The following is a 26,014-nucleotide window of genomic DNA, read 5'->3' on the forward strand; positions in this document are numbered from 1 at the left end:
TGTGGTTCTTGAAAAAAATGGGAAACAAACAGGCTCCGCTTTGGGCAGAGGCAGGTCGACTACAGCGCGCGAATCACTCGTTACGGATTATCCTGCGCAGCACGAGAGCTGCTTCACGTCTTTCGAGAAGGTCTGAGCGGCAAGCCTGAGCCCTTCGACCATGGTCAGGTACGGGAACAACTGGTCGGCGAGGTCCTGCACGGTCATCCTTGCGCGGATGGCGATCGCTGCCGTCTGAATGAGTTCACCCGCTTCTGGCGCCACCGCCTGCGCGCCAATCAGCCGGCCGCTGCCAGTCTCGGCCACCAACTTGATGAGGCCGCGTGTGTCGAAATTCACCAGCGCGCGCGGGACGTTATCGAGCGTCAGCGTGCGGCTGTCGGTCTCAATGCCCTCCCGATGCGCCTGCGCCTCGCTATAGCCGACAGTGGCAACTTGTGGCTCGGTGAAGACGACCGCCGGCATCGCATCTAGATTGAGCTGCGCTTCGCCGCCGAGCATGTTGATCGCCGCGCGCGTACCGGCGGCCGCCGCAACGTAGACGAATTGCGGCAGATTGGTACAGTCGCCGGCCGCATAGATATTCGGTGCACTCGTGCGCATCCCCGTGTCGACCACGATGGCGCCACGCTCGTCGAGCTGCACCCCGGCACTTGCCAGGCTAAGACCCTCTGTGTTGGGCGAGCGGCCAGTTGCTACCAGCAGGCGGTCGACGAGCACGTCGCCGTGGTTCGTGGTGAGGACGAACTCGCCATCGATGTGTACTACCTGGCTCGCCTGGGTCTGCGTCAACACCTCGATGCCTTCGGCGCGAAAGGCCGCGGTTATGGCTTCGCCAATTGCCGGGTCCTCGTGGTAAAGGAGTGTGTGCCGAGCCAGAACGGTGACATGGCTACCCAGCCGCGCAAAGGCCTGCGCCAGTTCCAACGCGACCACCGACGACCCGATCACGGCGAGCCGCTTGGGGACGACCTCACTCTCCAGCGCTTCGGTTGAGGTCCAGTAAGGCGTTTCATTCAGGCCATGAATTGGCGGTGCTGCGGCAGTGGAACCCGTGGCAATCAGGCCGCGATCGAACGACACCGCACGTTCGCCGCCAGCGTTCAGCGTCACGGTGAGTGCATGGCTCCCGGTGAAGCGTGCCTCGCCGCGTAGGACATGGATGTTCGGGATCGTGTCGAGAATGTTCTCGTATTTGGCGTGGCGCAGCTCGTTCACGCGCGCCTGCTGCTGGGCGAGCAGGCGCGGCCGGTCGATGGCTGGCGTCATGGCAGTGATCCCTGCGTCGAAGGGACTTGTTTGCCGCAGATGCGCGATGTGGGCTGCACGGATGAGGATCTTGGAGGGCACGCAGCCGACGTTGACGCACGTGCCACCTATGGTTCCGCGCTCGATCAGAGTCACTTGGGCGCCGTTTTCGGCGGCCTTCAGCGCCGCCGCCATGGCAGCGCTACCACTGCCGACTACGGCGACCCGCAACGCGCTATCGCCGCCGCTGCGCTTGCCACTAGCCCTTTCCCAACCGGGCGTCTTGTCAGGCAGGTCGGCAGATCGGGGTGGCACGTCAGCAACCTTGGTATGGTAGCCGGCCTTCGTCACCGCCGCAGCCAGCGCGTCGTGGCTAACTCCTTCCTCGACCGTCACATTGGCCAGGGCTTTGGAATAGGAAACCTCTGCCGAGCGCACGCCAGGTACCTTTTCCAACGTCTTCCTGAGATGCTCGGCGCAGCTAACGCAGGTCATCCCATCGATCTTCAAGGTCATCATAGCCTTGCTCCATTCTTTCATAGATTTGGTTGGATGCACCATCCTTCATCCTTTGCGCATGATGGCCGGGCGCAAATCACGCGTGTCGCGATAGTACAGACGCGCCGCGCGCCGGGGAAAATAGATCCCGGATTGTGAGAAGCGACATCGCAGTATTTCCGCGACGTTAGTGCTTGACCGATGAAGGATAGCCTGCGGCCGCCGTGGCCTTGGTCAGTGCCTGGAAGGTCGTCTTGCTATCGTCGAATGTCACGACAGCCTCTCGCTGCTCAAAACGAATATTCGCGTTTTCTACACCTGCAACCTTCGAAAGCACATGCTTGACGGTGATCGGACAAGCAGCGCACGTCATGCCGAATACAGATAACGTGACCGTCCGGGTTGTGGCCCAGGCCGGAGCCGTGACGACAACGAGCCCCAGAGCAGCAAGCAGCTTTTTCACAATGAACTCCACGCCCGGTAGAATAGGGGCAGCACGTAGGGGAACCCGAGCGCGATCAGGATCAGCAGCCAGACGATCCAGAACATAAGCTTGTACGCGGCGCGTACCTCTGGAATTGCGCAGACCTCGCCCGACTTACACACGGCTGCGGGCCGGAAGATACTCCGTCCAGCGAAGAACAACGCCACCAGTGCAGCGCCGATGAAAACCGGACGCCAAGGTTCGAGCAATGTCAGATTGCCAATCCAAGCTCCGCTGACACCCAGCGCGACGAGCATCAACGGCCCGAGGCAGCACGTTGATGCGAGGATTGCAGCCAGTCCGCCGACGAGCAGCGCGCCGCGACCTTTCCGAGATTCCGCCATACGCTTGCCCTTCCGGATTGCCGATGAGTAGCGTAACGTTACTTCCGTACCTAAGTACGGAGTCAAGCGGTATGGAAAACAAAATCGAAAATCTCACCATCGGCGCCTTCGCAAAGGCGGCCGGCGTCAATGTCGAGACTATCCGGTTCTATCAGCGCAAGGGCCTGCTGCTCGAGCCCGGGAAACCGTATGGCAGCATCCGCCGCTACAGCGAAGCGGACGTCAAGCGGGTACGGTTTGTCAAATCTGCCCAGCGGCTGGGCTTCAGCCTCGACGAAATCTCGGACCTGCTGAAACTGGAGGATGGGACACACTGCAAGGAGGCGAGCAGCCTTGCTGAACACAAGCTGCAGGACATTCAGGAGAAACTCGTCGACCTCCGGCGCATGGAAGAGATACTCGTCCAGCTCGTACGCGCGTGTCATTTGCGCAGGGGAAACGTGTCATGCCCATTGATTGCCTCGTTGCAACGAGGCGAATGACCACCGGCACTTTCATTTCTGGATTGAGCCGTTGCGGTCTAGCGATGGCCGGCCACCGGCTTTTCTGCCAGCGAAAATTAGTCACGCCTGACAGGCAGAGACTTTTCTGCCTGCTGCTTCCTTCGTGATCGTGAGGCCTCCACCTTTACAAGATCTTTGTATTCGTCTGTATCACGATGTGGCACCGATACGTGCCGAGACAGTGCCGGCCTGAAAGTAGTACATGCGTGAAACACCTGTTTCCGTTAATACGCTCCACTGGCCCACGTACCGGCACGATTCCGAAAAAGAGGCATGAATCCAAATAAAGTTCTTGACGTTCCCATGGTGGGAATTTCTAGGCTTCAGGTGCGCTCAGGTCGCCACCACCCTAAGAAATGAAAAATTCGATCACCGTTCGCCGCCTTATTGCCTGGACTTGGCTCGCAGCATTGCTGCTGACCGGTTCAGCATCGGCCGCCTATGTCTGTCCGACTGACATGGCGAGCGGCAAAGTGACCACCATGCAGCAAATTGGCTGCGTCGACGACGATCAACCGGCGTTTTGTGCAAGCTATCTTCGCGGTAGCCCAGTAAACGCACCACAGCCGCATCCTCCTGGTGCCGGTGGCCCGCCAACACGAACCTGCGAGCTGGTCTGGCGTCCTGCTTCCGTGACTGCGCAAAAACTGTCGTTGTCGCTGCGAGGCGAACCAGCCCCCTCGTCTGTACCAATCTATTTGGCGACGGCCCGACTGAGGCCTTGATGTTCCGATGCCTGACCGGCTGATGGCAGGCATCCACCGTTGATCACCGGGTATGACAAAGCTCTGCTTGTGCTTCCCGCTAACCCAGCAGGTATGAACATCAAATCACTCAATTGGGGACCATCATGAACCTCGCCAGAATCGCCACTGCTTTTGTATTCGCTGGACTCGCCACGTCTGCGTTTGCCGGTCCGGATTGGGATGTCATCCAGCGAGCTCGCCTGGCTGCACATCAAGCCAATGTGACGGCCGCCGAAAATCAGGCCATGAAGGATCAATGCATGCAGATGATGCATCGGGTGTCTTCGTCCGATGCGCATCTGCAATGGATGAGCAATGCCCTCGACACGCACGGCACCACCACCGATGCAGACACGGTCTCCAACCGCATATGGGGTAACTCGCTTGCATCGGTCTTGGGCGAACGGAGTCCGTACCTGGATGGCGGCCGCATTGAGCAGCGCAATGTCTTCACCGATGGCGCGCTGAGCGTGGCCGGCATGGACCGGACGGGGGTATCGGCCCCACCGGAACGCGCCCGCGATCCGTACACCGATGGCGCGCGCGTCAGCGATATGTCGTCGCTGGCATAACGCAACCCTCGTCTTGTCGCTTGGAAGCGCCGGCAGCCGATCGTGCTGCCGGCGTGCCTGAAGGTACGCTCTTGCAATCCATCGAAAAGCGGTTATGCTTGGCGCTAGTTTGAGATACCCGTAGATCGTGCGTCACATCGCCCGCCGGCATTCGTGGATTGCCGGACTCCTTCTGGTTGTGTTCCTGTCAGTTCAACTGGCAACGGCCGCTTACGCCTGTACGATTGGCGTGAACGTGCCGGCGGAACAGCCGTCGATGGACGCCATGGTGTCCTGCGCCGACATGGCCGAACAGGATGCCGCGCAGGACAATGGCGAGAAGGCGTTTTGTATGGGCCATTGCCAGGCCGATACTAAGTACGCCGATCACGCTGTGCCGCAGATTCCCGCATTTATCCCGGTCCTCGCCGGCATCATCATCGAGCCTCCGGTGCTGGATGCCACGCCGGTCATCGCTCGGCATGCACACACCCAGCCGCGCGCGCCACCACCACCGCACGCCATTCTTCACTGCTGTTTCCGCACCTAGCCTCCGAAGCCACGCCACTTCCTTGTCGCTCCCTATCTCTCGGGAGCGGTGGTCGTTGTTTCCGGAGGCTTTATGTCATTTCCACGTTGCCTAAGGCTGGCGCTTCTGTATGCGTCCGCCCTCGGCATGACGGTGTCGCTTGCCGCGTCGCCGTCTGCCGCACCCGCCCTATCCATTGAAGAAGCCGCAGCGCTGGCAACGGCGCATGCGAACGACGCCGAGAATTCGCACGGTGCCATCGAAGCGGCTGTGCAACAGGCAGTCGCTGCCGGCCAGTTGCCCGACCCCGTACTCAAGGTTGGTCTGAATGATGTGCCCGTCAATGGGTCCGACAAGGGTTCGCTGAGTCGAGATTCCATGACCACTCGCTCGATCAGCGTATTGCAGGAATTCACGCGCGCAGACAAGCGACGCGCGCGCACCGCGCGCTTCGAAGCCGAATCCGCTTCCGCCGATGCACGGCGCCTGGTCGGTGTGACCAATGTCCAACGCAACGCCGTGGCCGCGTGGATCGATCGCTGGTACGCAGAGCAGGCGGCCGCGCTGCTTGGCCACCATTCCCATCCTTTGAGCCTGGCGCTGGAGGCTGCCAATGCGGCCTACCGCAGTGGCCGCGGCACGCGTGCCGACGTGCTGTCTGCGCAATTGGAAGTGCAGAAACTGCGCGACCGTGAAGGGGAGAATCAGGCGGCGCTCGACACTGCCACCGTCAATCTGTCGCGTTGGATCGGCACCGACGCCGCACGTCCGCTGGGCGAGCGTCCTGCGCTGATCGTACCGGAGCGCGTCGAGCAACTCATCCGTACGCGCTACGACGGGGTGCCGGAGATCGTCGCAGCCCAGCGTGACGTTACCCTTGCGGAGAGCGAAGTGCGCGTGGCGGACGAATCACGCAAGCCCGATATCTCTGTCGAGTTGATGTATAGCCAGCGTGGTTCGGCTTACTCCAATCTGGCATCGGTCAACGTGAGCTTTCCGCTGCCGTGGGATCGCACCAACCGGCAAGATCGTGAAGTGTCCGCGCGACTCGCACAGGCCACGGAGGCGCGCGCCAAGGCCGAGATCATCCAGCGCAATACGGACGCAGCAGTCGGTGCGCGCCTTGCCGAATTGCGCCGCAACCTGGAGCGCCTCAAGCGTTATGACGACGCCACGTTGCCGCTTGCCAATGCACAGGCAGAAGCCACGCTGACGGCCTATCGGGCCAATACCGGTTCGCTGCTGGCCGTGGCGGAAGCCAATCACCGTGCCATCGATACCGCATTGGAGCGGCTGGCGCTGGAGCAACGCACGACAAAACTCTGGGCTGAGCTCACTTTCCTGACGCCCCTGCCGACCGCACAGACCGAATCTGCCACCAAGGATTTCAAATGACTCGACTGAAAATCGCCGCGGCGTGCCTGGTGCTGATCGGCGCGGCCGGATTTGCCGGCTATCGCTTCGGTGTTTCGCAAGGAGCGTCGGACATGCCAGCCAAACCGGAGACGGGTGCGACATCGAAAACCGGCGATGTCGATCCGCAGACGGGTAAGAAGGTTCTCTACTGGCACGACCCGATGGTGCCGGGCCAGCGCTTCGACAAGCCGGGCAAATCGCCTTTCATGGACATGCAACTGGTACCGGTCTATGCCGATGGCGACGGTTCAGGCGGCAACGGGGTCTCCATCGACAGCCGTGTGACCCAGAACCTCGGGATCCGCACAGCGGAGGTGAAGGCCGCACGCATGGGCACAGTGCTTGAGGCACCCGGCAATGTGGCGATTGACGAGCGCAGCATCCAGGTCATTCAGGCGCGCACCGGCGGCTTCATCCAGCAATTGGGCGTGCGGGCCACGCTCGACCCGGTACGAAAGGGTCAGACATTGGTCACCCTCTACGCCCCCGACTGGGTGGCGGCACAGGAGGAGTACCTGGCCGTGGCGCGAATGCCCCAAGGAGTACAGGGCGACCTGACGGAGGCCGCAAAAGCGCGCATGCGGCAAGCCGGCATGACGCCGGGCCAAGCCGATGCAGTCGCCCGTTCCGGCAAGCTGCAGACCGGCCAGGGCATCTCCAGTCCGCTGGACGGCGTGGTTACCGAGATTGCGGTACGCGAGGGCATGACGGTCAGCGCTGGTATGACACTTTTCAAGTTGGCGGATCTTGCGCGGGTATGGGTGATTGCCGAAGTACCCGAGGCCCAGGCGCGCGGCATCGCACCCGGACAGTCCGTTACGGTATTGGCCACCGCCGCGCCGGAACCCGTAAGCGGCAAGGTCGATGCGATCCTGCCCGACGTCAATCCAGCCACGCGCACCCTCAAGGTCCGCATCGTACTGCCCAACAAGCAGCGCCGGTTGGTGCCCGGTATGTTTGCCAACGTGCGGTTCGACAGCGGTGATCGCCAGGACGTCCTGCAGATTCCATCCGAGGCCGTGATTCGCACCGGCCAGCGTAGCGTCGTCATGGTCGATGCGGGCTCCCAGGGCTACGTGAGCACCGAAATCCGCACAGGCCATGAATCCGGCGGCATGACTGAAGTCCTTTCCGGACTGCAAGCCGGGCAAAAGGTCGTGACCTCGGGCCAGTTCCTGATTGATTCCGAAGCCAGCCTGCGCGGCACATCGGACCGACTGGCATCGCCGGCCGGTGCGTCCGCGCCCGCCGCAGCTGCGTCGGAGCATGAGGGTGCCGGTCGCATCGAAGCCGTAAATGCTGCGGGTCTAACGATCTCGCACGGACCGATTCCCTCGGCACAGTGGGGCGCCATGACGATGGATTTTGCGGCAAGTAATGCGGCAATGCTCAAGGGGTTGAAACCGGGCGATCGCATCCGGTTCCGCTTCCGCCTGAACCGGGACGGTGCAGCTACACTATCGTCGGTACAGCCGGCTGGCGCCGAAGGAGCCAAGCCATGATCGCGCGCATCATCCTGGCGTCGATACGCAACCGCTTCCTGGTGCTGCTGGCCACGGTCATGCTCACCGCGTGGGGGTTGTGGGCGGTGCGCAGTACACCGCTCGACGCGTTGCCGGATCTGTCCGACACGCAGGTCATCATCCGCACGCCGTTCCCAGGCCAGGCGCCGCAGATTGTCGAGAATCAGGTCACCTACCCGCTCACCACCACGATGCTGTCCGTGCCGGGGGCCAAGACCGTGCGGGGCTACTCGTTCTTCGGCGACTCGTTCGTCTACGTCCTGTTCGAGGACGGCACCGATCCGTACTGGGCGCGCTCCCGCGTGCTGGAGTACCTGAATCAGGTGCAGTCACGCCTGCCGGCCGCGGCCAAACCGGCACTGGGACCGGATGCCACCGGCGTGGGCTGGATCTACGAGTACGCGCTAGTGGACAAGACCGGACGGCACGACCTCTCACAGTTGCGTGCGCTACAGGACTGGTTCCTGCGCTTTGAGCTGAAGTCACTGCCTAACGTCGCCGAGGTAGCGCCCATCGGCGGCATGGTGAAGCAGTATCAGGTCGTATTGCAGCCGGATAAGCTGCGCGCCTACAACATCCCTCAGGCCAAGGTCCTAGAGGCGTTGAAGGGCGCGAACCAAGAGGCCGGAGGCTCTGTTCTCGAGCTTGGCGAGGCCGAGTACGCGGTGAGGGCATCGGGGTACCTGAAGACGCTCGATGATTTCCGGCAGATTCCGTTAATGACTAGCGAAGCGGGCATCCCCGTTCGGCTCGGCGATGTGGCCACGATCCAGTTTGGTCCCGAGTTGCGGCGCGGTATTGCCGAACTCAATGGTCAGGGCGAGGTCGCTGGCGGTGTCATCGTGATGCGCTCGGGTAAGAACGCACTGGAAACCATCGAGGCGGTCAAGGCCAAGCTCGCCACGCTACAGAAGAGTCTGCCGGCCGGCGTCGAGATTGTCACCACCTACGATCGCTCCTCCCTGATCAATCGCGCCGTGGAAAATCTGACGCACAAGCTGATCGAAGAGTTTATCGTCGTCGCGTTGGTCTGCCTGGTCTTTCTCTTCCACCTGCGTTCCGCTTTGGTGGCCATCGTATCGCTGCCGCTCGGCGTGCTGGCAGCATTCCTCGTCATGCGATATCAGGGCGTCAATGCCAACATCATGTCGCTGGGGGGCATCGCCATTGCCATCGGCGCCATGGTCGATGCCGCGGTTGTCATGATCGAGAACGCGCACAAGCATCTGGAACACTGGCATGCGGACAACCCCGGGCGGGACCTGACAGGCCATGAGCGCTGGCGCGTGATCGGCGAGTCGGCGGCCGAGGTGGGACCCGCGCTGTTCTTCTCGCTATTGATCATTACGCTGTCGTTCATCCCGGTGTTCACGCTGGAGGCGCAGGAAGGCCGGCTATTTTCGCCGCTGGCCTTTACGAAGACGTACTCGATGGCCGCTGCCGCTGGCTTGTCGGTGACCTTGGTGCCAGTCCTGATGGGCTATATGATCCGGGGCAAGATTCCCAGCGAGCAGTCCAATCCGCTCAACCGATGGCTGATTCGCGCCTATCAGCCGATGCTGGCCAAGGTACTCACCTACCCGAAAACCACGATCGCAGTTGCGGCAGTTCTGCTGGTCGCGACCGCCTGGCCGATTATGCGAATTGGCGCAGAGTTCATGCCGCCCCTCGATGAGGGTGACCTGCTCTACATGCCTTCGGCACTGCCGGGGCTGTCCACCGGCAAGGCGGCGCAGTTGTTGCAACAAACTGACCGCCTGATCAAGACTGTGCCAGAGGTAGCCACCGTGTTCGGCAAGGCGGGCCGCGCAGATTCGGCGACCGACCCGGCGCCCATCGAGATGTTCGAGACCACGATCCAATTCAAGCCCCGCGACCAGTGGCGCGCCGGCATGACGCCGGACAAGCTGGTGGAGGAGCTCGACCGCGTGGTGAAGGTGCCCGGCCTGTCCAATATCTGGGTGCCGCCAATCCGCAACCGCATCGACATGTTGGCCACCGGCATCAAGAGTCCGGTTGGCATCAAGGTGGCGGGTACTGACCTGAAGGAGATCGACCGGTTGTCCACTCGGATCGAGGAAGCCGTCAAGGCGGTGCCGGGTGTCACATCGGCGCTCGCCGAACGTCTGTCCGGCGGGCGCTACATCGACGTCGATATCGACAGGATGGCGGCCGGGCGGTACGGGCTCAACATCGATGACGTGCAGAGCATTGTGTCGTCTGCCATCGGCGGCGACAACGTGGGGGAGGTGGTCGACGAATTAGCGCGCTATCCGATCAATGTCCGCTATCCACGCGACTACCGCGACTCGGTGGAGCAATTGCGCGCCCTGCCCATCGTCACCGGCAGGGGCCAGCAGATTACCCTTTCTGACGTGGCGCGCCTTGCGGTGGTGCAGGGCCCACCGATGCTGCGCAGCGAAAACGCCCGCCTGTCCGGCTGGATATACGTGGACATTCGCGGACGCGATCTGCGCTCCGCCGTCCAGGACATGCAAGCGGTGGTGGCGAAGGCGGTGCCGATGCCGGCGGGCTATTCCCTCAGTTGGTCGGGGCAGTTCGAATACCTGGAGCGGGCCACCGGGAAGCTGAAGGTAGTGGTGCCGTTCACGCTGTTGATCATCTTCGTGTTGCTCTACCTGGTGTTCGGTCGCCTGGACGAAGCGCTGCTCATCATGGGCACGCTGCCGCTGGCGCTCATCGGCGGCTTCTGGCTGCTCTATGCGCTGGGCTACAACCTCTCTGTGGCCGGCGTCGTCGGCTTCATCGCCCTGGCCGGCGTCGCAGCCGAGTTCGGTGTCATCATGCTGCTCTACCTGAAGCAAGCCTGGAGCGAACGCGAGGCCCGAAGCGAAACTAGCGTGTCCGCACTGCTAGATGCCATCCAGGAAGGTGCGGTGCAGCGGGTGCGTCCCAAGGCCATGACCGTCGCGGTCATTCTCGCCGGCCTAATTCCCATCATGTGGTCGCATGGCACCGGCTCGGAGGTCATGCAGCGCATTGCCGCCCCGATGGTCGGCGGCATGGTCACCGCGCCATTGCTTTCCCTGTTTGTTGTGCCGGCGGTGTACCTGCTGATGCGCAGACGCCAGACCAAACCTGTCCCACTTTCCACCCACCCTTCACTTCAGGAGGAATCACAATGAAACACGTCAAGAGTCTCGTAATCACGCTTGCACTCGCTGCCGCCCCCACCGCGTTCGCGGCCGGATCCATGGACGGCATGGACATGAAAGGCATGGACATGAAACCGTCAGCCGCATCGCAAAAGGCGCCGCAGCCTGTTGCGGCGGAGGTCAAGAATATCGATGCGAAGGCCGGTAAGGTAACGCTTAAGCACGGCCCGATCGAAAATCTCGGCATGCCCGCCATGGTGATGGCGTTTCCGGTCAAGGACCGCGCTTCGCTGAAGAACTTCAAGGACGGTGACGCGGTATCAGTGACGTTCGACAACGTCAATGGCGCGCCGACCGTCGTAGATATGCAGCACAAATAAGCGCGCGATCGCATGCCGCCGAAAACGGCGGCATGCATATGACGTGCAATTCGATGCACGTCCCTCGAAAAAAGGCAGAGCCCCCCGACTGAATGCGGCCACTTTACCTTCCATCTGACGTTGTTTCGGCGATTCTGGTCGCCCTGGCGCTTACATTCTGTACGATCTGCTGGTTCGCGTGGTATCTCAGGCGCCACCATGGCACTCGCCGCCAGCACGCATCCACACACGTTGCTCGCTTGCGCAAGAGACGTCGCAGGTCCGGGAAGAATCGCAAGTAAGCCTGACCAGATAACGCGTCGGTCTGCCTTGCAACGCAGGCATAGTTCACACAAGTCGGCGCAAAATACTGGACGCCATGACATGGCGAAAACGTAGCGTCACGTGCGAGATCATCACCGTCGGATGCCCGCTCACTATCGCAGCAGCCAGTGGGGCCGCTCTAACTGGATGACCGGAAGGGAGGCTGAGCCATCTGGCCTGGGTCGACAAGGTGTCTCGCGGCCGCCCGTCGTCGCGAATCGCTATGACACATTGTCTTTAAACGTGGCATCGACGAAGGCCCGCAACTGTGTCAGATCGGTCCTGGCATAGGCCGCTGTGGTCTGTACGGAGGCGTGGCCAAGCAGCGCCTGGGCGACTGGCAACGGTACCTGGTGATCGACCACCAGCGTGCGGGCATACGCATGGCGTAGCCAGTGCGGCGACGCGGCGCGCAGCAGCAACGCCTGTGCCGGCTCGCGCGCCTCCAGGCCCTCGGCCACCGCCGCAAAGATCGCCTTGATCTCCCGATAGAGGCCGGCCTGCTGCAACGCTTCCCCCTTGCTGCCGTGGATCACGGGCAGCGTCTCATGCGCCGGCGGCTCGGGCGGCAGACCGCGGGCGTGCCGGTAGGCCCGCAGCACCACCACGCACGACGTCGGCAACGGAATGGCCCGCACCTTGCGTCCCTTGCCGCAGACATAGAGGGTCCACCGCCCGGGCGCCTCGGCCTCCAGCCGCGGCAGCGCAGTCTCATCCGACCACGCCAGTTCCGCCAGACGCACGCCGGCATAGCGATACAGCGCCCAGATCGCCCGCCGCCGCAGCATCGGCAACGCATCGTCGGCACGGTTCGCCTCAAGCCAGGCATCGCAAGCGTCCAGCAGCGCGGGCGGGATCAGCCGCGTCGGTGCGAAACCGGTCCGCGCGCGGCTGCCGGAGGACAGGCCCGCGGCCGGGTTGGCATGCAGGTAGCCGGTCGCGTACCAGTAGCCGTAGAGACTGGCCACCACGGCGAGTGCGCGCGTGCAGGTCGCTTCTGACAACGGTGGCGAGGCGGCCTCTGTGCCGGGTTCGCCGTGCTGCAACGTGTGCCGGTAGGCGAGCAGTTGCCGGCGCGTCAGGTCCGACAACGGCCCAAGCCCGTGCGTGCCACACCAGCGCATCAGGCGACGTAGCTCGGCGCCATAAGCGCGCAGCGTATGGCGCGATCGGCCGGTCCGGTCGCGCAGAAAGAGCGCCAGTGCCTGCGCGTCGTCGACGGCACCCAGCGTGTTGGCGGCGGTCTGCGGCTGTGCGAAGCGCCCGGCGCGCGCGAGCCAAGGGTAGTCAGCCTGACCGTGCGGGCCCATCCACGGGAGAACTTCCACCCCAGCTTCCGCCAGGCCGGCGGGCGCCGTTTCTGTGTTCCCGGGCGCGCCAGCGAGCCGGAAGCGGCGGCGGTGCACGTGCAGCAGCCGGGCGAGGACCGTATCCGGGCTGGGCGCCTGGTCCGCCGGGGCGGTGCGCAGGCGTCCGCGCTCCCAGTACTCGACGGCCCCGTCGTGAGCCAGCAGCAGGGTAAGCACCGCCGGCTGCGCGGCCTTGGCCTCGGCCAGCGATCCGTAGCGGCGCTTGAGGCGTGTCAGGGTCCAGTGCGCGTAGACCGGATGGCCAAGCGCCTCGGCGAGGTAAGCGAGCGCCGCGTCGACCGTTGCCGGCAGGGGGCGCGGCGGCACCGCACCGGTATCGATCCAGTCGGCCGGATTCATGACTTGTCGCGGCGCTTGGTGCCGGGATTGGTGCCGGGCTTGTGGTCGGGCTTACCGGCCGGCTTGCCGGTCGACCGCGGCGCGCGCGCGACCTTGGCGGCGGACGGTGCGGCGGCCAGGGTCGCGCGTAGCAGGTCGTCGAGCTGGGCGCGCTGGCTGGCGGTGACGGCCTTGAGAGCGCTGGCCTCGCCGACGGCGGTCTGGCGCGCGGCGCGCTCGCTGGCCAGCTCGGTGTCGAGTCGGGCGCGTTCCTCCTCGAGCGCGGCGATGCGTCGCTCGGCGAATTTGAGTTGCGAGGCCAGTTGCGCGCGCTCGGCGCGCACCGCGTCGCGCTGATGGGCGGTTTCCTGCAGGAGCTGCTTCGACAACGCCTCGTAGCGCGTCTGGACGGTCGCGACCGCCTCGGCGTGGGCACGCTCGTCCGTCATGACGCGTTCCTGCAGGGTCGCCAGCGTCTTCTCGAATTCGCTACGGCGTGCGGCCTGCTCGTCGGCCCGCGCATTGGCCGCAGCTTGGTCGGCACAGGCTTCGGCCAATGCGGTGTCGCGCGCGGCAAGCTGCCCGCGGACCTCACTGAGTTCCTGGCGTAGCAGTTCGACCCGCATGTCGGCCTCCGCGCGCGCCGTTTGCGCGGCCTCGGCGGTCTGCTGCGCCTCACGCCGAAGGCGCACCACGTCGTCCAACTGCACCGCGACGGCGGCCTGCCACAGCGCGCGCATGGCTTCAGCAATCTCGAGAGGGATCTCGGGCAGCGCCAGGTCGGCCAGGCCCGCGCGCACGACTTCGGCCTCGATCGCGTTGAGCGTGCGCGACAGCGTCGCCGGGTCACCGCCGCCAAGGCGGTCGCGCAGCTTACGCACCGACACCACCCGGCGAAAGCGTGCGGCCGTGGGCGGCGCCGCGTCGCCGGCCTCGGTCAGCATGGCCAGCACGGTGGCGCGGATCTGGTCGGGCGTGGCGGCAAGGCGGGGCATGGTGGCGGCTGGACGTAAATGTGACCTTATCTTACGCACGATCCTAACGTTAGGATAGGCATTTTTACGCGATACAAAAAAGGAAAGACAGATAAATCCAATTATCTTGCCAAAACAGGGCATCGCTCGGGCTCGCCGACGCGCCATCCGGGCCTAGGGACAATCAGGGTTCAAGAGAGGGGACGAAAAGGACAGTCAGCAAGTGACTGATTTGACTGGGGTATCACGCGAGCGCGGCCCGGAAACCCGCACGGATGCTAGGGGTGGCTACCCCGGTAAATTGCTCGGGAATCAAGGGGGCCCCTGAACGGACCGCCGCTGGCGTTCTCGGTGACGTTGACCGTCGCGTCCTTGCCTGATGACACACTGGCCTGCGCCGAAGCCACCGGCACCGGCACCGCATCGACGTTGACCGTCACCACGATGGGCGCCGACTGGCCGGCCACGTTCTGCAGCGCGTAGGCGAACGTGATGGCGCCCGACGACGTCAGCGCTGGCGTATAGACGATATCGAGCCCTTGCACCGCCGTTGATCCGCTGGCCGGCGGTGTAACGATGGTGACGCCGGTAAAGGGTCCGTTTGCGGCACTGCCAGCGGCATGGATCGTCACCGGCGCATTCGCCCTGGTGCCAACGACCACCGGGGGCGCGGTTGGGATGGCCTGGAGCGTGCTCAGCGTGAAGGTACGCGCGACGCTGTAGGGCGCCCCCGCGCCCGTGCTGCTATCGGTCGCGCGGATCGAGAACGTGTGGGCGCCCGATGTCGTAGGTGTGCCACGAATTGCACCGGTGGTAGCGTCAAGTGTCAGCCCGGCCGGCAGCGCCCCGGCGGTGACCGCGTACGTATATGGCGCCACCCCGCCGCTCGCGGTCACGGTCTGACTGTATACAGTACCCACAGTCGGCGCCGGCAGCGATGCCGGGCTCAACGCCAACGTGGGCGCTCCCAGCGTGATCAAGTACGACCGGCTGGCGCTATACGGGCCCGCCCCGCTGCTGGAGTCCGTGGCGCGCACCGTGAAGTTGTAGCTGCCTCCTGTCGTCGGCGTGCCGGACAGCACGCCCGTGGACGACAGCGCGAGGCCCGCCGGCAATGTGCCCGTCACCGAGAACGTATAAGGCGCCATGCCACCGCTCGCCGTCAACGTCTGGCTGTACGGCATACCGACCGTGGGCGTGGGCAGCGTGGCCGGTGCCACCACGAGGGTCGGCGCCGTGACGGTCATCGTATAGGCTTGCAAGCCCGAAAATGGTCCGCTTCCGCTGCTGCTGTCAGTGGAAGTCACGGTGAAGCTGAACGTGCCGCCCGCAGTCGGCCGACCGCTCAGCAGACCCGTGCCCGACAATGTGATGCCAGGCGGTAACGCGCCTGCCGTCACGGCATACGTATAGCCGGGGGTACCCCCGGCCGTGCTGAGCGACTGGGCGTAGTCGGCGCCCACCGTCCCCGCGGCCAGCGTGGGTGGAGACACTGTCAGCGTCGCCGCGCCCACCGTCATCGTGTAGGGTCGCGTCGTCGTGAACGTGCCGCCAGTGGTGCTGTCCTGCACCTGGACCGAGAAATTATAGGTGCCGCCCACCGTTGGCGTTCCGGAAAGCGTGCCGCCCGAGGCCAGCGTCAGACCCGATGGCAGCGCGCCGGCGACGACCGAGAACGTGTACGGCGCATTGCCGCCCGTCGCCGTGAATGCCTGGCTATAAGGCGCACCCACGGCCGCGCCGGATACCGTCGCCGGCCCCAGGCCGATGGTGGGCCCCGCCACATTCAGGTTGATAGCGCGACTGCCCGTGTAGCCGTTGGTGTCGGTTGCCATGACGGTCAAGGCGAAGGTGCCCACGGCCCTCGGCGTTCCGTTGAGAGCGCCGGCTGCACTCAGCGACAGCCCTGCTGGCAGCGCCCCGGCCGTGATGACGAACTGGTATGGGCTGGCGCCGCCGCTGGCGGTAAACGTCTGGCTATAGGCCAGTCCCGCGGTTGCGCTGGACGGCGTCGCCGGCCCGATCGTCACAGTCGGGATCGCCACGGTTAGCGTGTAGGTCGAAGTGACCGAGAATGGGCCGCCCGTACCGGTGGAGCTGTCGGTGGCCGTGACCGAGAACGTGACCGATCCCGCGCCTGTCGGGGTTCCGGACAGCGTGCCCGTCGCAGCATTGAAGGCCATGCCCGTGGGCATGACGCCGGACTGGACGCTCAGCGCATACCGATACGGACCGGTGCCGCCCGAGGCGCCAAATGTCTGGCTGAATGGTTGGCCCGGCACAGCGTTGAAGGTGGAGCCACCGGGGTTGAGCCCCATCGTTGGCGCAGCCACGGTTAGTGTCAAGACACCGCTAGTCGTGCTCACCGGCCCGTTTCCAGTGCTGCTATCTGTCGCCACCACGCTGAACGAGTAGTTGCCAGCGCCGGTGGGCGTGCCGGACAACGTGCCCGCCGAAGTCAACGCGATGCCCGGGGGCAGCGCGCCCGAAGCCAGCGCATAGTTGTAAGGCGCGGTGCCGCCCCCGGCGGACGCCACGCTTTGGCTGTAAGGCGCGCCGACGCTGGCACCAGGCGGCGATACCGGCGCGTATGAGACCGCAGGTGGATTGACCGTGACCGAGATCGCCGCCGGCGCGGACGTACCCGTTCCGTTCGACGCGGTATACGCCAACGCATCAGACCCAACATAGCCTGCATTGGGCCGGTACAGGATGGTCGTGCCCGACGCCGTGGCCGTGCCGTGAGCCGGTGGGGTGGAAATCGCCACGGCTGTCGCGGCGCCGCCCGTGATCGATAGCGGGATGGAACTGTCGCCGCTATTGGCCGCTACCGATACCGAGACAGCCCCCGCTGTCGGCGGCGCGCTAGCGCGGGCCACATTGATCTGGTAGGTCTGGGTGCTGCCGTCTTGTGCGGTCACGACTACGTTCAGCAGGTTCGTGCCGACGGCCAGCGGTATCGTCGTGGTTGCACCAGAGGTTGCCGCTGTCCCGTTGACCGTCAGACTGGCGCCGGCACTGGCCGCCGTTGGTGTCAGCGCGATGGACGACACACTGTTGGCGACAGACACGTTGTAACTAGTCGTGCCCGGGGCAAATCCCGGTGCCAGCGTGCCCGCGGACAGCGACAGGCCCGACAGCGTGGCATCGCTGGACAGGGCCGCGCCAGAGCAGCTGACGATGACCGGGCTCAGGTAACTTGTGGCGTTGATCCGCAAGTACAGCCCGTTGCTCGTTAGGAACGAGGAATCGACGCTGCCGACATGACTCCCGACTGTCCCGGTATCGCTGGAGTAGCGGTACTGTGACACCGTGCTGTATTGCCCGAGAATCACCACGTCAGCAGTAACAGGTGAACCGCCGATGCCTGCGCCATTGTCGGAGAACGATACAGACACGCTCTCGCCCGCCTGGAATGCGCTGGCCTGGAAGCGCTGGGTGTAGGATGTTGTAGCCCCCAGCCCATTCAGCGTGCTGCAAGCGGCGGACATGGCATGCGCCCCAGACATCCCGACCAGCCATTGCGCGATCAGCACAAGCAGCAGCCGCACGACAACCCGGTGGCAATCTCCCCACCTCACCCACCCACCCGTACTCCGCAACATTTCCCTCGTCCTGGTCGTTCCCGCGCAAGACTTTCGCGCTGAACGTCATATATCGGCAGGCGAGGGGCATCCTTGCATGCCAGACATCGCAAACCCCACCAGAGAAGGGCAAAACACCGACCGCCAAAGAAGAGGACCAAGCAGCGCGCCGGCCAAGGGAGACGAAACGATTTCGACAGGTGCCTCGAAGCAGGATCGGCTTGCCTACACGCCAAGGCGGCATTGCCCCGGTCGCCAACGCCATCGAGACGCGTAACAGTGCACGACCTATCGCGACTTAACGTGGCTTGCAGACGGCCCGTCTGAGCAAGCGTTTGGGCAATAGTCGGCTTCGTGGAAGGGTTGCACCGAATTGATGGAGTTCATCGCGACCGATCCGCCCGGCTTTCATCTTGACTGCCCATTGGCGACGCATCTGGCTGGCGTCCCTCAGAGCCTGCATTACACCAGAGCAGCAGGGGTATTGGCGCCGCCTTCTTCACAGATGGAAGCCCGCCCAATTTCCGTTTTGTCAGTTGCAGGGATGAAGTCGGCTTGGTATCCCGCGTAGTCGATCTGCGCAAGCTGCCCCGGAATTGCGACACACGCATCCCTAGAAACACGTGCCGAAAGTCGAAAGATGACCAAACTTCGAACCTTACGCATCAGTGACTCGAAAGACTCAATGGGTAGCTCAAGTTCAAATGCAGAAAGTTAGCGTTGCTAGTAGTTAGCTTGCGGCCGCCCGAGGTGCTTTTGTAGACCCCCGCACCACAAGTTCTGGACGCAGTTCGATCACGACACTGGCCGTCAGCGGTCTGGCGATCCGCCGAAGTAGCAATTCTGCCGCCTGCTCACCCATGTCATGCACTGGAATACGGACTGTGGTGAGTGGTGGCGTCAGCGCATCGACGAAAGGCATGTCGTTGTGGCCGACGATCGATACGTCGTCCGGACAGCGGATTCCCTGCTCTCGAAGGTAGTCGTAGCAACCCATAGCAACGAGGTCATTTCCAGCGGCGATAGCGGTCAAGCCCGGCAGCGAATCGAACAACTGAGCGCAAGCCTTTCGGCCCGCTTCGCGCGCATAGCTTTCGGCCTCAACCACACCATATTCGCTGCGCCGGAGTCGATGGTGCTTGACAGCTCGCAGGAAACCCTCGCGGCGCGACTCGCCGGTGGAAGTACTGGCCGGGCCAGCGATGTGCCCAATGCAGCGATGGCCTAGAGAGACCAGATGGTCGACCGTCAACGCCATTGCGAGCGCACTGTCGCTGACCACGCACGAGGCGCGGCCCGTGTGTTCGCCACGATTCACCATGACCACGGGGATGCCCATCTTCACGCAGTATTCAAGCAAAGGGTCATCGCGCTCAGCGGTTGCCAGGATCAGGCCCTCCACCTGGCGGGCCAACAACTGGTCGACCACAAAGCGCTGCCGCTTGCGCTCGATGCCGGCATTTACCACGATCGGCACATAGCCCATCCGGGCCAGCACCGACTCGATGCCCGCCAGGATGGGCGGAAACACCGGATTGGCGATATCGGGCAGAATCACGCCAACCATCCCCGAGCGCTGCGTGCGCAGTCCCGCGGCGATGCGGTTCGGGCGGAAGCCGCGCGCCTCGGCCAACTTGAGGATGCGCGCCGCCACCTCTTCTCCGACGAGGTGACGCGTCGCGGGATTCATCACCCGCGACACCGTGGAGTAATGCACATCCACCTCTGCGGCAAGGTCTTTGATAGTCACGCGCTTTCTATCGGACATGGAACGGCGGACGCCAGGCTGGATCATTGAGATGCGCCATTCTAGCGTCTGCCGGCAGGCTTACGTCACTCTCCCGCGCGCACCCCGGATTGCCTGACCACCGGAGCCAGCTTGACGACCTCGGCCTGGATATAGTTGGCAAATTCCTGCGGGGTGCTGGCCCGTGGCTCCGCACCCTGCGCGGCCAGCCGCTCCCGCACGTCGGGAGCGGCTAGCGCCTTGCCAATTTCGGCATTGAGGGCGTTGACGATCTCCTTTGGGGTCGACGCCGGCGCCAGCACGCCGAACCACGAGTCGAAGGCGTAATCAGGCAGCCCCGATTCCGCCACGGTGGGGATATCGGGCAGCACACCGGCGCGCTTGGCCGTCGTCACGGCCAGTGCGCGGAGCTTGCCTTGCCTGACAAACGGCATCGCCGACACGCTTGGCGCAAACATCATGTCGCCGCGCCCGGCCATCACATCAGTCAAGGCCTCGCCAGTTCCCTTGTACGGGATATGCACAATGTCGATCTTTGCCTGCATCTTGAACATCTCGCCGCTCAGGTGCGTGGAACTGCCCGACCCGGCAGAATCGAAGTTCAAGGCGCCTGGCCTGGCCTTGGCCGCCGCAACGATGTCGCGCACCGACTTGTACGGACTGGCAGCATTGACCACCAGCACGTTCGGTACCGAAGCCACCAGCGATACCGGGGCAAAGTCCTTCAGCGTGTCATAGCTCAGCTTCGGGTATAAGGTGGCATTGATGGCATGCCCCACCGACACCAGGACAAGCGTATAGCCATCAGGTACAGCCTTTGCCACCGTGGTGGCACCCAGCGTGCCGCCTGCGCCCGGCCGGTTATCGACCACGACCTGCCATGGGCCGGACTCGCCCATCTTGGCGCCGATGATGCGCGCCAGGATATCGGTGGCGCTACCAGCGGAAAACGGCACGACTAGGCGGATCGGCTTGGTCGGAAACTGCGATTGGGCGCTCGTCTGCATCGGCATGGCGGCAGCCACTGCGAGCGCCAGTGCGGCAATGGGGCGAAAGGCAACGGGGCTGAAAAACTGTCGAATCATGATGGTCTCCTCGCAACAATGTCCGGGCCAGCGTCAGAAAAAATGCCGCATGCCGAGCGCAAAGGTTTGCGGATCGGCACCGGCGCTGACGCCAAGCTCGTTGATGGCAAAGTCGTAGATCGCGTTCTTCTTGTTGTTGATACGGCTGTAGTACGCGTAAAGCGCCGTGCGCTTGGACAGGGGGTAGTCGTACCCCACGGTGAACTGCGTGGCGCCGGTTTCCGGGCCGCTCCGGAAGAAGCCGATAGTGTCCGTGGACGATCCAGTGCCGTTGGGCGCGAACGCAACGCCCACACGCACGCTGCCCGGCCCTAGCTTCTGCACCAGCGACGCGTAGTAGCCGTTGCGCTGCAGGTCCCCCGTGTCGGTACGGTAGTGCAGGTGTTCGTAGACCGCCGCCAGACGGGTGCCGGGAAGTAACTGGTAAGCCAGTGCCACCTTCAGCGCGTTGTCGTTGCGCCCGGCAGCTTGATAGTGCTGGTGCATTTCGTAGGCGAACGTTGCACTGAGCGGCCCCTGGTCGTAAACCAGCGCTGCCGAATAAAGCGCGGGGTTGCGCGGAACGGCGTTTTTCTCCTCCGGCAGCCCCCAGCCCAGCCACAGGCTGGCACCCCAGAACTGCGGCGAGCGGTACTGCACGATGTTCTTCTGGCGGCGGTCGAAGGAACTTGTGTCCTGCACGTTGTCCGAGCTGGACGTCGACCCGTTGCCGATCAGCGCCATGTAGCCGGCAGTGGTCGGGTAGTAAGGGTCGTAGCCCGCCGTCGATTCGGTATAGGGCGTCTGCCAGTGCCCCATGAACACCAGGCCGTAGTCTCCCTGGAGGCCGACCCGCGAATTGCGGCCGGCGATCTGCCCCTGCCCGGTATCCAGCGAAACGTTGCTTTCGATCTGCCAGACGGCCTTGAGCGAGCCACCCAAGCCCTCTTCTCCCCGAAAACCGAACACCGACCGGTTGTTAGTCACCCGCGCCGTGCTGCCAAGCCTGGTGCCATCGGTGGCCGTGCTGGCGCGCGAATATTCGAAAGCCGTGTTGAGCCGTCCGTAGATCGTCACGCCATCTTCGGCCATTGCCGGGGCGGGCGTCCCGGCAGTTATGCCGGCGGACACCAGTACCAGGGCCGGCGGGACCATGCGGTGTCGCCTGAAGGTCTTTCGCATTGTGGGGGTCTCCTCCTCGTTGTTATGGATGATTTGCAAACGTTTGCAAAACTGGATCAAAAATTACGGTGCCGCGGGCGGTGGATACGGCATGGCCAGCAGCAGCATGGCCGGAAGATTTGATGGATTACTGACTTGGCGGGCTTCTCCGGGCGCCAGCCGGACGGAATCGAAGCGCCGCAGGGTGACGCTCTCCGACGGGGTCCGGATGCAGACCTCACCCTGCAGCACGACGTAGTGCTTTTCGACGAGTGACGCGTCCAGCGACGTGTGACCGCCTGGTAGGATCACCGAGACGCCCATCCACAGGGCTTCGGAAGGACCCGCCTCGTGCCCTTGGAGGCGCAGGCAGTGCATGCCCTCGTGGTTGGCCGGGTAGTATGCCGGCGCCTGGTCGAATCGAGTCGTATTCACGGCGTCAGCACCACGCGTTCGGTTGCGCCCTGCAGCACTGCGCGGTAGGCGTCCTTGGCGTTGGCCAGCGTGTACGTATAGCCCGGCAACACAGGGAACGGCTTGAGCTGGCCGGCGGCAAACATCGGCGCGAGCGCATCCAGGATCGCGGCACAGGCCTGGCTGTCCATCGCCAGGGTGTCGACGCCCACGTAGGTGTGCTGGCCCCGGTAGAACGCAAAGATGTCGAACGGCACCGGCTTCTCGATGGTCGAGATGAAGATCTGCGTGGCGCCGATGGCCATGGCCAGGTTGGCCTGCTCGAAATACGGGCTGCCCACGGTGTTATAGACGATATCGGCGCCATGGCCGCCGGTCTCGTCCCGAACCACCGTGGACATGGTTTCGCGGCTGGCATCGATCATGCGCACCGGCCCGCTGGCGTGGCCGCGATACGGTTCCGGTCCGCGCTCCACGGCGAAGACGCGCGCGCCCAGCGCGGTGGCAATCTGGATCGTCGCCTGCCCTACCTTGCCGTTGCCGCCGCCCACCAGCACCACATCGCCCGCCTTGGGCATGCCCGCACGCCGCAGGCCCTCATAAGCCGTGATGAAGGGCACGCCCACCGCGCCGGCTTCGATCAGCGACACCGCTTGCGGCTTGGCGCGAACTGCCTCCACACCGATGCGCAAGTACTTGCCATGCGTGCCATCGCGACGGATACCGAGCTCGCCGCCACTGCCCCAAACCTGTTGCCCGAGCCATTGGCTCGGCCCGTCGACGACCACGCCGGCATAGTCGCGGCCCGGCGTGCGCGGCCACACGGCGTGCGGCATCAGGCCAAGCGTAGCTTTCACGTCGCTGGGATTCACCCCCGCGCTGGCCACTTCAACAATGCACTGGCCGACGCCGGCCTCCGGACGTGGCATGCCAATCAGCGATAGTTCCAGCGCGTCGATGGTCGGGGCTTTCTGATGAACCTGAATGGTATTCATGATGAATATCGTGACAATAGAAAATTGAATGCGGAAGGGCTCAGGCCTCAGGCTTCAGGCTTCACGCAGGCCAAGCTGCGCACGGGCGTCGGACGCGGACGCGATTTCGCCGCCCAGCGACTTGACGATGTCGCGTGCCTTGGCCACCAGCGCGGCGTTGCTTGGTGCCAGCACGCCCTTTTCCAGATAGATGTTGTCTTCCAGACCGACGCGCACGTGGCCGCCCGCCAGCCACGCCTGCGCGACGATTGGGAATTCCGCGCGCCCGATACCGAACGCAGACCATTGCGCGCCGGTCGGCAGCATGTTGCGGGCATAGAAGATCGTCTCCGGCGTGGCGGCAAAGCCGTACTTCACGCCCAGCACGAAGGTCCAGAGGCCGGGGCCGTCCAGCACGCCGTCGCGCATGAAGTCGAGCGCCATGTTCAGGTCTCCGGAGTCGAAAATCTCCAGTTCTGGCATGACACCCGCGCTGCGGATCACCTCAGCCATCTTGCGCACGTTCGCGGGCGTGTTGATGACCACGTCCGCACCCGAATTCATGGTGTTGAGGTCCAGCGAGCAGACGTCCGGCCGCAAGGCAGCAATATGCGCCACCCGCTTGAGCGGATGCAGCAGGGTGGTGCCGAGCGCGGCCACCCGCGGCTCGTTCTCGTCGGGCACGAAGCGCCCACCCGGCCCGGTGGTAAGGTTGATGATCAGGCTGCGATTGCGGGCGCGGATACGGTCGATGACATCGGCGTAGTAGTCGAGTTCCATCGACGGCCGCCCCGTCTGTGGATCACGTACGTGGATGTGTGCGGCAGCGGCACCGGCTTCAGCCGCTTCCAGCGCGGCATCGGCAATCTGTGCTGGTGTCACGGGCAACCCGGGGTGCTGTTCGGGGGTGACGATATTGCCGGTCACCGCGCAGGTGATGATGGTCTTTCTGGCGTGCATGGATGGTTGGGAAAAGGAAAGCGCGTAAGGAAAAGGATCAGCCGAGCTGGCGTCCGCCATCGACCACGATGGTGGTGCCGGTGGCAAACCGCAGCGACGTGGCGCACGCGACGATGGCGTCCGCCACGTCCTCCGCATGCCCGATGCGGCGCAGCGGCGTGGTCTTGGCGGCACGTTCGTTGAAGGTGCTGTCGCGACCCGGCACGAAGCCCGTGTCGACCACGCCCGGCGACACATTGAGCACGCGGATCTCGGGGGCCAGCGCCCGGCCCAGCGACATCGCCATCACGTCGAGGCCGGCCTTGGCGGCGCAGTAGGCCACATTGCTGCCCTGCCCCGTGCGGCCCGCAATCGACCCGACGTTGACGACCAGCCCTTCGCCGCCGGCCCGCAATGCCGACGAGAAGGCCCGGATTGCAGCGAACTGGCCACGCCAGTTGACGGCGAACAATTCGTCGATCAGGGCATCGTCGAGCGCATCGAGATCGGCGTGGGGAATGGCGCGCGTGAAGCCCGACGTGTTGACGAGGATGTCCACGCGGCCGTAGTGGTGCAGCACATCGGCGGCCAGTGCCTGCAGCGAGGCGCTATCGGCCACTTCGGCGCGCGCGGCCATATGATTGCCAGCCGGCAGGTCTTCGACCGTCTTTGCCGTGCGTTCTGCGTCACGCCCGGACAGCACGACGCTGGCGCCCACGTTGGCCAGCGCGCGGCCAGCAGCAAAGCCAATGCCGCCGGTTCCTCCGATGATGACGGCAACCTTGGCAGAGAGATTGTTAATAGTCATAGTTTGGGGTAGTGAGTGGCCGAGAAGGCCCCATTTGTGAGTTGGTGGGATGATTCAATCAATGGGAGGTGTGGGAAACGTCTGCTCGCCCGGTTCGAGCGTAAAGTCGAACTGCAGCGTGTAGAACGGGGCCGTCAGCCCTCCCCAAGGACTCAAGCCTTTTTCCACCAGACGGAAGGCGCCGACCAACTGGCGATGGACGCCGAACGTAACGTCGGTTTCCAGGATGTCGGAGTCGTCGGCGAAGACCTGTGTCACTAGGGTGCGGTACCCAGGTGCAGCGACGATGAAATGGATATGCGCGGGGCGATATGGATGGCGCTTCTGGGCGGCAAGCAGTGTGCCGACTGGCCCATCGGTAGGAACCGGGTAGCCTGCCGGGCGGACAGTCCGGAAATGATAGTTTCCGCTGGCGTCCGTATGAAACACGCCCCGCAAGTTGCGGTCGGGCTGCTGGGGATCCTGGTTGTCATAAAGGCCGACAGGCGAGGCTTGCCAGACCTCCACCATCGCTCCAGCCAGCGTCGAGCCATCCGTCGCGCGCACCTTACCGCTGACGAACAGCGGTAAGCCGGGAGGATTGTCCTGGACAACGCAGTCGCCGCAGTCGTAGCGCGGGGCATTGGCACGATAAAAGGGTCCCAGCAATGCACCGGGGGTACGACCATCCTGGGTGCTGTTGTTAATGGCGGTAACCAGCGTCGACAAGCCGAGCACATCGGCGGCCAGCACTACCTCATTGTTTGTCGCATGAGTGGCCTGGCCCAATGCGGCAACGAATGCGAGCGCTCGTTCGAACTCCTCGTCGGAGGGCCGAACCTCGCGCAAAAAGGCGTGCAAATGCGATACCAACGCGGCCATCGCTCTACGCAGACGCGGGTCTTCTGTCCCTGCCATAGCCTCCAGAACGACCTTTGTCACGGAATCCTCACCCTCGATTAGCGCAACCGCACGCAAGGACTCTGCCTTCGTAGCGAGGTGATGTGTCTCCATACCGTCTCCCGTTTATGCAAACGTTTG

Annotated in this window: 21 protein-coding genes; 7 read left to right on the forward strand and 14 right to left on the reverse strand. The window is 63.9% G+C overall.

All coding sequences use genetic code 11. From position 1 onward, the window contains the following. Positions 1–87: 87 nt before the first annotated feature. The 3 genes from merA to merT all read right to left on the reverse strand — a co-directional run bounded on the left by merA (position 88) and on the right by merT (position 2,574). The gene (merA, locus tag BLQ58_RS21095) at positions 88–1,767 is read right to left on the reverse strand and encodes a mercury(II) reductase (RefSeq protein WP_029050944.1); all 1,680 of its coding nucleotides are present in this window, start codon (positions 1,765–1,767) and stop codon (positions 88–90) included. Between the two features lie 166 nt (positions 1,768–1,933). Beyond that, entirely contained in the window at positions 1,934–2,209 is a 276-nt protein-coding gene (gene merP / locus BLQ58_RS21100; protein WP_029050943.1) for a mercury resistance system periplasmic binding protein MerP, read from the reverse strand. Continuing rightward, positions 2,206–2,574 carry a mercuric ion transporter MerT gene (gene merT / locus BLQ58_RS21105; RefSeq protein ID WP_029050942.1) on the reverse strand — a complete coding sequence of 123 codons (369 nt, stop codon included), beginning with the start codon at positions 2,572–2,574 and terminating at the stop codon, positions 2,206–2,208. The genes merP and merT overlap by 4 nt, the downstream gene beginning before the upstream one ends. A 71-nt stretch (positions 2,575–2,645) precedes the next feature. On the opposite strand from merT, the gene merR reads away from it, so the two are divergent. The 7 genes from merR to BLQ58_RS21140 all read left to right on the forward strand — a co-directional run bounded on the left by merR (position 2,646) and on the right by BLQ58_RS21140 (position 11,338). Further along, a complete protein-coding gene (gene merR, locus BLQ58_RS21110; RefSeq protein ID WP_092601797.1) occupies positions 2,646–3,056 on the forward strand; it encodes an Hg(II)-responsive transcriptional regulator in 411 nt (136 codons plus the stop codon). Positions 3,057–3,927: 871 nt separating this feature from the next. Next, entirely contained in the window at positions 3,928–4,395 is a 468-nt protein-coding gene (locus BLQ58_RS21115) for a hypothetical protein (RefSeq protein ID WP_029050940.1), read from the forward strand. Between the two features lie 127 nt (positions 4,396–4,522). Continuing rightward, positions 4,523–4,924: a hypothetical protein gene (locus BLQ58_RS21120; RefSeq protein WP_029050939.1), complete on the forward strand. Its 402-nt coding sequence runs from the start codon at positions 4,523–4,525 to the stop codon at positions 4,922–4,924. A gap of 72 nt (positions 4,925–4,996) precedes the next feature. Beyond that, positions 4,997–6,298 carry a TolC family protein gene (locus BLQ58_RS21125; RefSeq protein WP_029050938.1) on the forward strand — a complete coding sequence of 434 codons (1,302 nt, stop codon included), beginning with the start codon at positions 4,997–4,999 and terminating at the stop codon, positions 6,296–6,298. Then, complete coding sequence (locus BLQ58_RS21130; protein WP_029050937.1) at positions 6,295–7,821, forward strand: efflux RND transporter periplasmic adaptor subunit; 1,527 nt, start codon at positions 6,295–6,297, stop codon at positions 7,819–7,821. The genes BLQ58_RS21125 and BLQ58_RS21130 overlap by 4 nt, the downstream gene beginning before the upstream one ends. Continuing rightward, positions 7,818–10,988, forward strand: coding sequence for an efflux RND transporter permease subunit (locus BLQ58_RS21135; protein ID WP_029050936.1), 3,171 nt, complete (start codon positions 7,818–7,820; stop codon positions 10,986–10,988). The genes BLQ58_RS21130 and BLQ58_RS21135 overlap by 4 nt, the downstream gene beginning before the upstream one ends. Then, positions 10,985–11,338: a copper-binding protein gene (locus tag BLQ58_RS21140; protein WP_029050935.1), complete on the forward strand. Its 354-nt coding sequence runs from the start codon at positions 10,985–10,987 to the stop codon at positions 11,336–11,338. Before BLQ58_RS21135 ends, BLQ58_RS21140 begins: the two co-directional genes overlap by 4 nt. 524 nt (positions 11,339–11,862) lie before the next feature. Here BLQ58_RS21140 and BLQ58_RS21145 read toward each other — a convergent pair. From BLQ58_RS21145 to BLQ58_RS21195, 11 genes are all read right to left on the reverse strand, one after another. Continuing rightward, complete coding sequence (locus tag BLQ58_RS21145; RefSeq protein ID WP_029050934.1) at positions 11,863–13,350, reverse strand: tyrosine-type recombinase/integrase; 1,488 nt, start codon at positions 13,348–13,350, stop codon at positions 11,863–11,865. Then, positions 13,347–14,324, reverse strand: a complete 978-nt coding sequence (locus BLQ58_RS21150; RefSeq protein WP_049815844.1) for a DNA-binding protein — start codon at positions 14,322–14,324, stop codon at positions 13,347–13,349. Before BLQ58_RS21150 ends, BLQ58_RS21145 begins: the two co-directional genes overlap by 4 nt. Positions 14,325–14,581: 257 nt before the next feature. Further along, positions 14,582–17,794: a beta strand repeat-containing protein gene (locus tag BLQ58_RS21155; RefSeq protein WP_175459963.1), complete on the reverse strand. Its 3,213-nt coding sequence runs from the start codon at positions 17,792–17,794 to the stop codon at positions 14,582–14,584. 823 nt (positions 17,795–18,617) lie between these two features. After that, on the reverse strand, positions 18,618–19,655 hold the full coding sequence (locus tag BLQ58_RS21160; protein ID WP_092602024.1) for a LacI family DNA-binding transcriptional regulator: 1,038 nt from the start codon (positions 19,653–19,655) through the stop codon (positions 18,618–18,620). A 65-nt stretch (positions 19,656–19,720) separates the two neighbouring features. Next, on the reverse strand, positions 19,721–20,719 hold the full coding sequence (locus BLQ58_RS21165; protein WP_092601803.1) for a tripartite tricarboxylate transporter substrate binding protein: 999 nt from the start codon (positions 20,717–20,719) through the stop codon (positions 19,721–19,723). Between the two features lie 33 nt (positions 20,720–20,752). Beyond that, positions 20,753–21,853: a porin gene (locus BLQ58_RS21170; protein ID WP_175459965.1), complete on the reverse strand. Its 1,101-nt coding sequence runs from the start codon at positions 21,851–21,853 to the stop codon at positions 20,753–20,755. A gap of 90 nt (positions 21,854–21,943) precedes the next feature. After that, on the reverse strand, positions 21,944–22,294 hold the full coding sequence (locus BLQ58_RS21175; RefSeq protein ID WP_092601807.1) for a cupin domain-containing protein: 351 nt from the start codon (positions 22,292–22,294) through the stop codon (positions 21,944–21,946). Continuing rightward, a complete protein-coding gene (locus tag BLQ58_RS21180; protein ID WP_092601809.1) occupies positions 22,291–23,268 on the reverse strand; it encodes a quinone oxidoreductase family protein in 978 nt (325 codons plus the stop codon). Before BLQ58_RS21180 ends, BLQ58_RS21175 begins: the two co-directional genes overlap by 4 nt. Before the next feature lie 54 nt (positions 23,269–23,322). Then, entirely contained in the window at positions 23,323–24,207 is an 885-nt protein-coding gene (locus tag BLQ58_RS21185) for a beta-keto acid cleavage family enzyme (protein WP_092601811.1), read from the reverse strand. 37 nt (positions 24,208–24,244) lie between these two features. Further along, positions 24,245–24,994, reverse strand: coding sequence for an SDR family NAD(P)-dependent oxidoreductase (locus tag BLQ58_RS21190; protein WP_092601813.1), 750 nt, complete (start codon positions 24,992–24,994; stop codon positions 24,245–24,247). Between the two features lie 54 nt (positions 24,995–25,048). Then, positions 25,049–25,987, reverse strand: coding sequence for an intradiol ring-cleavage dioxygenase (locus tag BLQ58_RS21195; protein WP_092601815.1), 939 nt, complete (start codon positions 25,985–25,987; stop codon positions 25,049–25,051). Between the last annotated feature and the right edge of the window lie 27 nt (positions 25,988–26,014).

Source organism: Ralstonia sp. 25mfcol4.1, from assembly GCF_900104095.1.
GTDB lineage: Bacteria > Pseudomonadota > Gammaproteobacteria > Burkholderiales > Burkholderiaceae > Cupriavidus.

What these genes read in the sequence shown, in the direction of transcription:
- merA (WP_029050944.1), bottom strand. Translation starts at nt 1,767, where the DNA reads ATGATGACCTTGAAGATCGATGGGATGACCTGCGTTAGCTGCGCCGAG.
- merT (WP_029050942.1), bottom strand. Translation starts at nt 2,574, where the DNA reads ATGGCGGAATCTCGGAAAGGTCGCGGCGCGCTGCTCGTCGGCGGACTG.
- merR (WP_092601797.1), top strand. Translation starts at nt 2,646, where the DNA reads ATGGAAAACAAAATCGAAAATCTCACCATCGGCGCCTTCGCAAAGGCG.
- BLQ58_RS21115 (WP_029050940.1), top strand. Translation starts at nt 3,928, where the DNA reads ATGAACCTCGCCAGAATCGCCACTGCTTTTGTATTCGCTGGACTCGCC.
- BLQ58_RS21125 (WP_029050938.1), top strand. Translation starts at nt 4,997, where the DNA reads ATGTCATTTCCACGTTGCCTAAGGCTGGCGCTTCTGTATGCGTCCGCC.
- BLQ58_RS21130 (WP_029050937.1), top strand. Translation starts at nt 6,295, where the DNA reads ATGACTCGACTGAAAATCGCCGCGGCGTGCCTGGTGCTGATCGGCGCG.
- BLQ58_RS21135 (WP_029050936.1), top strand. Translation starts at nt 7,818, where the DNA reads ATGATCGCGCGCATCATCCTGGCGTCGATACGCAACCGCTTCCTGGTG.
- BLQ58_RS21140 (WP_029050935.1), top strand. Translation starts at nt 10,985, where the DNA reads ATGAAACACGTCAAGAGTCTCGTAATCACGCTTGCACTCGCTGCCGCC.
- BLQ58_RS21145 (WP_029050934.1), bottom strand. Translation starts at nt 13,350, where the DNA reads ATGAATCCGGCCGACTGGATCGATACCGGTGCGGTGCCGCCGCGCCCC.
- BLQ58_RS21150 (WP_049815844.1), bottom strand. Translation starts at nt 14,324, where the DNA reads ATGCCCCGCCTTGCCGCCACGCCCGACCAGATCCGCGCCACCGTGCTG.
- BLQ58_RS21155 (WP_175459963.1), bottom strand. Translation starts at nt 17,794, where the DNA reads ATGTCCGCCGCTTGCAGCACGCTGAATGGGCTGGGGGCTACAACATCC.
- BLQ58_RS21160 (WP_092602024.1), bottom strand. Translation starts at nt 19,655, where the DNA reads ATGTCCGATAGAAAGCGCGTGACTATCAAAGACCTTGCCGCAGAGGTG.
- BLQ58_RS21165 (WP_092601803.1), bottom strand. Translation starts at nt 20,719, where the DNA reads ATGATTCGACAGTTTTTCAGCCCCGTTGCCTTTCGCCCCATTGCCGCA.
- BLQ58_RS21170 (WP_175459965.1), bottom strand. Translation starts at nt 21,853, where the DNA reads ATGGTCCCGCCGGCCCTGGTACTGGTGTCCGCCGGCATAACTGCCGGG.
- BLQ58_RS21180 (WP_092601809.1), bottom strand. Translation starts at nt 23,268, where the DNA reads ATGAATACCATTCAGGTTCATCAGAAAGCCCCGACCATCGACGCGCTG.
- BLQ58_RS21185 (WP_092601811.1), bottom strand. Translation starts at nt 24,207, where the DNA reads ATGCACGCCAGAAAGACCATCATCACCTGCGCGGTGACCGGCAATATC.
- BLQ58_RS21190 (WP_092601813.1), bottom strand. Translation starts at nt 24,994, where the DNA reads ATGACTATTAACAATCTCTCTGCCAAGGTTGCCGTCATCATCGGAGGA.
- BLQ58_RS21195 (WP_092601815.1), bottom strand. Translation starts at nt 25,987, where the DNA reads ATGGAGACACATCACCTCGCTACGAAGGCAGAGTCCTTGCGTGCGGTT.